Here is a 6,545-nt window from a genome sequence, read left to right as displayed (position 1 = left end):
CTGGAACCCACCCCGCCCTGCGGGCACCCCTCCGTTCGCGTAGCGTCTGCCTTCGCAGAGGAGGAGAATTAAAAATAGGCACTAGTACTGAGCGGCGTAAATAAACCTAGTATCGATCGATATCGCTAGAGGTTTGTCGTCAGATGATGTGTTATTTAAGAATTCCTGGGTTATTTATGCCGCCGACTACTAGATTAAAAAATCCCCTCTTGGGAGGGGTGCCCGCAGGGCGGGGTGAGTAGATCTCCGCAGGAACCCAAGAACGATCGAATTTTCTATGTAACGATACCAGTCTGATGATTCCGTCAGGCTGGTGTTTTTGTATGGCTGTAGGATATCGTATTTATTTATCAGTGTAAAATAGCATTAAGCATGAAGAGAGGATGGATCGATTAGAAAGATTGTCTGAAGGATTGGTGAATATGTTAAGTTCGATTGATGAAGACCGTCCGACGATTTTACGGAAGCTCAACACGATCGAGCAAAAGACAAATTCGATTCTCGATCGTCTACCACCTAATAATTAGCCAAGTTGCCACAGGGAAGCCAGATTTCCTTACCAAAAAAGCATTGGCAGAACTGCAAACTTTAGTATTTTTATCAGGACATCTAGGTTGGGCTTCGCTCTACTCTACCCAACCTAAATGCCTATCGATCTAAATAGTGTCAGATTTGAGTTTCTTTCTCATCCTTACTGCTGCTGCACCACCAATTAAGGTACCAATAATTGTAAATGGTTCGGGAACAGCAGTTGTTGTTGGCAGAGTGGTAGGGCTACTGACAGTAAATGCGCCTGAATTGTTAAAATTATCTGAATCGGAGATCCGGAACTCAAGGACTGTTCCATTAGTCAGGCCAGTACCAAAGATTGAAGCTAAAGTAACATTTGTTAGTGAAAGATTTGTCGATGGAGTTGAACTACCTAGACCATTTGCAGTATTCGCTGTAAATAACTGACGGAAGCCTAATGTGCTATTGCCAAGCAGCAAAGCACCCCAATTAATGCCAGGTGCCCTCACTACAAAAGCACCAGTGGGTTGAGAGCCAAAGGATGCTGTAGGCTGTGTAAGTATACCAGCAGCATTTGTGATATATCCTGAGCCTGTAGGTACTGTGTTTGTAAGATTGACTGTCCCCGAAACATTTAAACTAATTGTATCTGTGCCGAGAAAGTCGTTATTTACTGTGAAGGATGGCCCAGAAAAAACATCAGTACCATTAACAGTTGTTGTTGGAATAGTTAGTGATGCAGCATTTGCACTAGAAGTACTTAGAGCGGTTGTCATTAGTGCCAAGCCAGCAGTAGCAATGGAAACCTTGTTACCCACATTCCGCTATGCGGAATGTGGGTTTTTTAAAATGGTTGAAATGGAAGACATAGAAAAATCAGGAAATAAGCAATGTAATACTACATTAACGCAGCTCGATTTACAAGCTATGTATGTTAAGTTATTTAATTAATAAATGTATAAAAGATCGCATTTTTAGCATTTTGATATCTTATTGATGTACCATAATGAATTCTCCAAAATTGTCATAGAAGAGCGGGACGGTCTCTGGTTTAATCTTCAGCAAACATCTCAGTCAAGGTATTTAAGACCGCTTTTTGTGCGTCGATCGAGATCGAGCCTAGTTTTTTTATCAACCTCGTTTTATCGACGGTGCGAATTTGGTCGAGAACGATATAGCCATCTTTGCCTTCAAAGTTAACAGGAATCTGACTCGGATAGAGTTTGCCCTTCGTAGTCATAGGAGCGACGATCGCTGTTGCCAAATGTAAGTTCATCTCATCAGGAGAGATTATCAGACATGGACGAGTTTGTCTTGTCTCGCTTTTCGCGTCGGGGAACCCGACGGGCGCGAGCCGCTTTTGAATTTCGCTCCCAATTGTCGGATCTAGCACCACTAGAAAAACATCAAATCTCGCGATTACCACTCCCATTCTTCCTCATCCCATGTAGTGGCGATCGCGTTATCTAGCAAAATATCCTCATCTTCATTGCTAGACATCTGTGAAAATGCCTCCGCCCACCCAGTCCGAGCGCGAGATGCTGCTGTGATCACGATCTGATTATCCCTAACCTCTATTTCGACGTTTTCCGAGATACCGCTTTGCTCTAGTAATAGCTTCGGAATTCTAATCCCTTGAGAATTGCCAACTTTAATTATTCGCCCTTTGACGGATGTAGCCATAGATTTGGGTAAAAAGTAATTACATTATACCCACATGCTAGCAATAAAAGTCAAAGACTGTCGATCGAGTCGCATTCCGATTGCTTGAGTGAGTCTAATTGAGTTAATGATAAAATATCTGTACTATCTCAACCTGTGAGGTAAAATTCAATGACGATCGTAACTGCGAAATGGAGTCTCCAAGATTATCATCAGATGATCTCGACGGGGATACTCGACGACCGAAAAGTAGAGCTAGTAAACGGGGAAATTATCGAGATGTCGCCAGAAGGTGCGCCACACTCGGCTTATTGTGGCGAAATCGCTGAGTATTTACGCCGGATTTTGGGAGATAGAGCCAAAGTCCGCGAGGCGCACCCGATTACCTTACCCAATAACTCAGAACCAGAGCCAGATATTGCAGTTGTCAAAAATCGATCGACACTATATCGGGACAGACACCCCTACCCAGAAGATGTATTTTGGCTGATAGAAATTGCTAACTCTACCCTCGCTAAAGATCTAAGTTTGAAGAAAGATCTCTATGCAGGTGCTGGAATTGAGGAGTACTGGGTGCTAAATTTACCAGCATCAGCATTAGTTGTCTTTCGCGAACTTACAACCGATGGTTATCGATCTCAAACCAGTTATGCAACTGGGACGATTTCTCCATTAGCTTTTCCAGAGGTGGCGATCGATATTCAACAGCTACTTGCTTAGATTGCCACCCACATGTCGATAAAACCGATGGTTCGCATGTAGCTTGCCGTCGGCAATTGCCTTTTAAATGATGAGGCGATTACCAATGGTACGCTACGCGATCGAATTTTTATGTAAAGATACCAGCCCGACCTACTTGAGACTGGTATCTTAGTAAGAGGGCAAATTGAGATCGCCGTAGAATTTTTTAGATTTAAGAGGTTGGTTGAGTGATGGCAACAGGTGCATTGCTATGGCAGCGATATCAAGATTGGTTGTATTATCACCCAGGGTTAGGCTTGTATCTAGACATTAGCCGGATGCGGTTCGATGATGTGTTGGTTTCCCAACTGCAACCCAAATTTGTGAAAGCATTTGCCGATATGGCAGCTTTAGAAGCAGGGGCAATTGCCAATCCTGACGAACACCGGATGGTCGGACATTATTGGTTGCGGAACCCAGAACTGGCACCTACTCCAGAAATTGCGACCGAAATTACCACCACGATCGACTCGATCGCGGATTTCGCCCTCAAAGTGCATAACGGTACCATTCATCCCCCTCAAGGTGGTAAATTTACCGATCTGATTACCGTGGGGATTGGTGGCTCGGCATTGGGGCCACAATTTGTAGCTGAAGCTCTTTCGCCAGATCGTCCCCCATTAAATATTCACTTTATCGACAATAGCGATCCAACTGGGATCGATCGGGTGCTCAGTCGGGTTCAAGACAGGCTGAGTACGACTCTAGTCATGGTTATATCTAAGTCTGGAGGCACCCCCGAACCGCGAAACGGCATGTTAGAAGTCCAGGCTGCTTATCGCGCCCAGAATCTCGATTTTCCGGCCTATGCGGTGGCAATTACAGGCATGGGCAGCCAACTCGATCGAGTCGCCCAATCCGCAGGTTGGATCGCCAGATTTCCGATGCCCGACTGGGTAGGTGGACGGACTTCGGAATTATCTTCCGTTGGTTTACTGCCAGCAGCACTCCAGGGCATCGACATTCATGGCATGTTAGCTGGAGCTAGGGAAATGGACATCGCCACCCGCGTCCCAGACATCAAAACCAATCCCGCCGCCTTACTCGCGCTGGCTTGGTATGCGTCGGGGAATGGGAAGGGTGAAAAAGATATGGTTGTCTTACCTTACAAAGATAGTTTGTTGTTATTTAGTCGTTATCTCCAGCAATTGGTAATGGAGTCTTTGGGCAAAGAAACCGATCTCGATGGCAATAAAGTCTATCAGGGGATTGCCGTTTACGGGAATAAAGGTTCGACCGATCAACATGCTTACGTGCAACAATTGCGCGAAGGCATTCCCAATTTCTTCCTGACATTTATCGAAGTCTTGCACGATCGCGAGGGTATCTCTCCCGAAATCGATCCTGGCGTTACTAGTGGCGACTATCTATCGGGTTTCCTCCAAGGTACGCGCCAAGCATTGTACGACAATCACCGCGACTCTTTGACTGTGACGATTCCGACCGTTACCGCGCAGACAGTCGGTGCCCTGATTGCTCTCTACGAGCGGGCTGTAGGCTTATATGCTTCGATTGTCAATATCAATGCTTACCATCAACCAGGTGTCGAAGCGGGTAAAAAAGCCGCTGCTGTCATTCTTAAGTTGCAAACCGATGTGGTGAAGGCACTGCAAGGAATGACGATTTCTGCACCAGTAACGATCGCCGAATTAGCCGCGACGATTGGCGAACCAGAACAAGTAGAAGCAATTTACAAGATTCTCCGACATCTCCAGGCAAACGATCGCGGTGTCGTCTTGACAGGCAATCTCTCGCAACCAGGAAGTTTGCGCGTTGCTTGGGCGAATAAATAATCGGTAAGATTGAGCCGATCGTCCGTTTGTGAAAAATCGAGGGCAGGGGTAATCTATGAATTACCCCTGCCCTCAATCGATCGAGCCAAACCTATGTTGTCAATCGCGATCTCGGATAGTTAATTACCTTTTTGGAAAAATGTATACCATTTGCCATAGAGATGACGAGTGCTAGTCGCAAAAGTTTTGGATCGATCGGGAAGATAAGCAAAACCATAGCGATCGATATCGATCCAGTCAGGGACATTTCTAGTAACAAAATAGACAGATTTAGCTTCTGGTTTGTCCGAGCCATTATTATCGACCACAATGTCAGCTATTTTAAAATTCCCAACCTTTTTAATACTTTCGTAATTACGATCGGGTAATACTTTTTGAGTTAAAACTTGTTGAAATTGTTTATTTGATGTAAAAAAGTAGAGTCGCGTAGGGACATCTAAAGATAGCAATATACTAGTTATCAGTAAGATCGATAGGCTCAATACGCCCGATAATTGACGACGTTTGCGTTCTTTTCGACGAGACGAAAAGAGATAGTAAATATCCCTAATCGCTAAGATCGATACCCCAAGATACAGCAGTGGCAATCCTACCCATAATGCCAGAGATAAGAAAATATCGCTAGAATGATGTTCTAATCGACCGGGTACTAGTGCCGATGTCAGGATGATGGTGGAAATTATGCCTAAGCATAATGGTAGGAATCTAGTCAATTTGCCGCTTGTCGCTCTCATAAATTCTTAGCTAATGGATCGCTATCCTTTTAGAGTTAGATACACTCGATCGATAGCCGATTACAGGAAAATCGATTTTTTGTATAGGATCTGTAGGTTGGGTAGAGCAAGGCGAAACCCAACAGCCTCAGCCAAAGTTTCTTTCATCTATCAAACAATGTTTTTGTCGGCTCAGACGATCGGGAAGAGACTCGATAGAAACACTAGTTTTGTGGGTATCCTATCATTGACGATCGCTACCCATAAACATTGTGACTTTATCCATAGAACAAATAACCGATCTCTTCACTGGTTTAAAAAATTTGCCAAAGGCAGTAAATCGGGAGCCGACGTTTATGGAAATTGCGGGATATCCGCACTTCGAGAACGTTTGTAGCAATATCCTCGCGTTTTACTTACAGCCTAGTAATGAGCATGGGTTTGGTACGCTCTTTTTGGATACTTTAGCTACACTCATCGATGAAGAATTAGCGATCGATGGATCGGGTATTGATGTAAGACGCGAGGAAATTACCGAAAAGGGAAAACGCATCGACCTAGTAATTGAATCAGACAACTATGTTATTGGAATAGAAAACAAGATTTTTGCTGGCTTATACAATGATTTCTCTGAATACTCAAAATATCTAGAATCATTGCGTAATGGTCGTAAAGTCTGCAAGATATTATTATCATTACGTTCTACAAAGCCATCAAGTGAATTAGATGGTTTTCAACCAATCGGTTATGAAGACTTCTTCCAGAAGGTAGTTGCGAACATTGGCTCGTATTTTCTGACGGCACATGAACCGCATGTAACATTTTTAAGAGACTTTATCCAAACCATACAAAATTTACAAGAGGTAACTACAATGGATCGGCAACGACTCGAATATTTTCGTAACAATCACCAAAACATTGCAATTTTACTTAATGAAGTAGATGGATTGCGGCAGGATATGCGGATGAAAGTGCAGCAGCTAAAAGAGGTCGTCACTTTTGAAGACATATCTACTTGTCATATTGAATCAGGTTTGTGGAGATCCTTAACTTACGGTTCGCTCATTTTCAGGGAGGGTCATCAGATTGTGGCCCAAGGCAAGTATAAATCTCAACTGGAAAGTTC

8 protein-coding genes are annotated in these 6,545 nt (G+C 43.9%); 4 read left to right on the top strand and 4 right to left on the bottom strand.

The features are described from left to right. Positions 1 to 383 precede the first annotated feature (383 nt). Positions 384 to 527, top strand: a complete 144-nt coding sequence (locus C7B77_RS30240; protein WP_181243949.1) for a hypothetical protein — start codon at positions 384 to 386, stop codon at positions 525 to 527. Positions 528 to 656: 129 nt separating this feature from the next. Here the strand turns inward: C7B77_RS30240 and C7B77_RS21050 are convergent, their stop codons facing one another. The 3 genes from C7B77_RS21050 to C7B77_RS21040 all read right to left on the bottom strand — a co-directional run bounded on the left by C7B77_RS21050 (position 657) and on the right by C7B77_RS21040 (position 2,193). Beyond that, the gene (locus C7B77_RS21050) at positions 657 to 1,328 is read right to left on the bottom strand and encodes a PEP-CTERM sorting domain-containing protein (RefSeq protein WP_146138429.1); all 672 of its coding nucleotides are present in this window, start codon (positions 1,326 to 1,328) and stop codon (positions 657 to 659) included. 233 nt (positions 1,329 to 1,561) lie between these two features. Beyond that, positions 1,562 to 1,942 carry a type II toxin-antitoxin system PemK/MazF family toxin gene (locus tag C7B77_RS21045; protein ID WP_106309433.1) on the bottom strand — a complete coding sequence of 127 codons (381 nt, stop codon included), beginning with the start codon at positions 1,940 to 1,942 and terminating at the stop codon, positions 1,562 to 1,564. After that, complete coding sequence (locus C7B77_RS21040) at positions 1,930 to 2,193, bottom strand: AbrB/MazE/SpoVT family DNA-binding domain-containing protein (RefSeq protein ID WP_106309430.1); 264 nt, start codon at positions 2,191 to 2,193, stop codon at positions 1,930 to 1,932. Before C7B77_RS21040 ends, C7B77_RS21045 begins: the two co-directional genes overlap by 13 nt. Positions 2,194 to 2,343: 150 nt before the next feature. On the opposite strand from C7B77_RS21040, the gene C7B77_RS21035 reads away from it, so the two are divergent. Together C7B77_RS21035 and C7B77_RS21030 are read left to right on the top strand one after the other, a co-directional pair. After that, positions 2,344 to 2,892 (top strand): Uma2 family endonuclease, encoded by a 549-nt coding sequence (locus tag C7B77_RS21035; RefSeq protein ID WP_106309427.1) that lies wholly within the window; start codon positions 2,344 to 2,346, stop codon positions 2,890 to 2,892. Positions 2,893 to 3,104: 212 nt separating this feature from the next. After that, positions 3,105 to 4,706 (top strand): glucose-6-phosphate isomerase, encoded by a 1,602-nt coding sequence (locus C7B77_RS21030; protein WP_106309439.1) that lies wholly within the window; start codon positions 3,105 to 3,107, stop codon positions 4,704 to 4,706. 119 nt (positions 4,707 to 4,825) lie between these two features. Here C7B77_RS21030 and C7B77_RS21025 read toward each other — a convergent pair whose 3' ends face one another. After that, positions 4,826 to 5,440, bottom strand: a complete 615-nt coding sequence (locus C7B77_RS21025; protein ID WP_106309424.1) for a hypothetical protein — start codon at positions 5,438 to 5,440, stop codon at positions 4,826 to 4,828. Positions 5,441 to 5,691: 251 nt separating this feature from the next. Here C7B77_RS21025 and C7B77_RS21020 point away from each other — a divergent pair. Further along, positions 5,692 to 6,545: PD-(D/E)XK nuclease family protein (locus tag C7B77_RS21020; RefSeq protein WP_181243948.1), on the top strand; the 854-nt coding region annotated here is incomplete at its 3' end.

The sequence above is a fragment of the Chamaesiphon polymorphus CCALA 037 genome, from assembly GCF_003003845.1.
GTDB classification, from domain to species: Bacteria; Cyanobacteriota; Cyanobacteriia; order Cyanobacteriales; family Chamaesiphonaceae; genus Chamaesiphon; species Chamaesiphon polymorphus.
The sequence above is the reverse complement of the archived record's forward strand: the minus strand, read 5'-3'. Positions and strand labels throughout refer to the sequence as shown.